Origin of the sequence: uncultured Campylobacter sp. (assembly GCF_938045625.1) — a bacterium.
In the GTDB taxonomy this organism is placed as follows: domain Bacteria; phylum Campylobacterota; class Campylobacteria; order Campylobacterales; family Campylobacteraceae; genus Campylobacter_A.
Genome location: NZ_CALIAV010000020.1, coordinates 1 through 1,289, shown reverse-complemented (window position 1 = coordinate 1,289; position 1,289 = coordinate 1). Strand labels below are relative to the sequence as shown.

2 protein-coding genes are annotated in these 1,289 nt (G+C 51.5%); both read left to right on the top strand.

Features of this window, described 5'->3' with window-relative positions; all coding sequences use genetic code 11:
* On the top strand, nucleotides 1-459 hold a 459-nt coding region (locus Q0386_RS01690; protein WP_299026162.1), incomplete at its 5' end, for a DsbA family protein.
* Nucleotides 460-468: 9 nt separating this feature from the next.
* Nucleotides 469-1,092, top strand: a complete 624-nt coding sequence (gene dsbI, locus Q0386_RS01685; RefSeq protein WP_299026159.1) for a protein-disulfide oxidoreductase DsbI — start codon at nucleotides 469-471, stop codon at nucleotides 1,090-1,092.
* Nucleotides 1,093-1,289: the final 197 nt, after the last annotated feature.

The following is a 1,289-nucleotide window of genomic DNA, read 5'->3' as shown; positions in this document are numbered from 1 at the left end:
GTCGTAGAAAAGGTCGCGGGGCTAAAATACGTGCCGTTTCATCTAAAAACCAAGGGCGAATACGGCGAGCTAGCGAGTAAAATTTTTGCCGTTTTGGCCGTGATGGACGAGGAAAAGGGCGTGAGCCTGCTAGATGAAAACTCGCTGTTTAAAAAGGCGAAATTTGCCTACTACAAGGCCTATCACGATCAAAAGCAGCGCTGGAGCGACGGTAAGGACGAGGCTGCGTTTTTAAAGACGGGGCTTGACGCAGCGGGCATAAGCGAAGCGGACTATCAAAAAAAGCTTGAGGATCCAAAAGTCGCCGAACTGCTTAAAAAATGGGACGAGAGCTATGACGTAGCCAAGATCCAAGGCGTGCCGGCGTTCGTCGTAAACGGCAAATACCTCATCATGACGAAGTCCATCAGCTCAATCGATGGCATGGCGCAGCTAATTGAAGAGCTGCTCAAAAAATAGGGCGCGGGCATGAAATTTGCGGAAAAAATAGCGAAATTCGCAGATAGCCGCCTGCCGTGGGCGATCCTTATAGCGGTGAGCGTAGGGCTTGTTATCCTCGCGCACTCGCTGTTTCAAAACTACGTCTATATGCCGCCTTGCGAGCAGTGCGTCTATATCCGCTTTGCATTTTTGTGCATGGCGCTGGGGGGCTTTGTGGCGATCATAAATCCTAAAAATTTACTCCTCGCCGCGCTCGGCTACCTGCTAGCCTTTTGGGGCGCGATCCAGGGCATAATGTATAGCGTAAAGCTCGCCAAGATCCACGACGCCGTGCACGGAGACGATCCCTTTGGCGTGCAGGGCTGCTCGACCGAGCCGCACTATCCTTTCGGCCTGCCGCTTGAGCGGTGGGCGCCCGATTGGTTCTTGCCTACGGGCGACTGCGGCTACGATAATCCGCTAGTGCCGGGGGGCGTCACGCTAAGCGGCTTTCAGAAGTATCTCGTCGATCTTTATCAGGACGGCTGGTACCTCATCCCATCAAGCAAATTTATGTCGATGGCCGACTGCACACTCGTGGGCTTTGGCGTCTGCTTCGTCGTGCTCGCCGCGATGTTCGTTTGCAAAATTTTAACTCTGAAAAAAGCTTAAATCGGTCTAAATTTAGACCGATTTTGCTATACTCGCCGTATGAAAGCCTTACGCGAGCATAATTTTAAAATCTACTTCATCATCATTTTCGCAAGCCTTTTCGTAGTGCTTTTGGGCGTAAAAAACTACGAGGACGCCAAGGCGCAGATCACGGCGCTCGCGGATAAAAACAAGATCGCCGCTAGCGAAAATATGGT

Coding starts and splice junctions, on each gene's coding strand:
- dsbI (WP_299026159.1), top strand. CDS start 469: ATGAAATTTGCGGAAAAAATAGCGAAATTCGCAGATAGCCGCCTGCCG.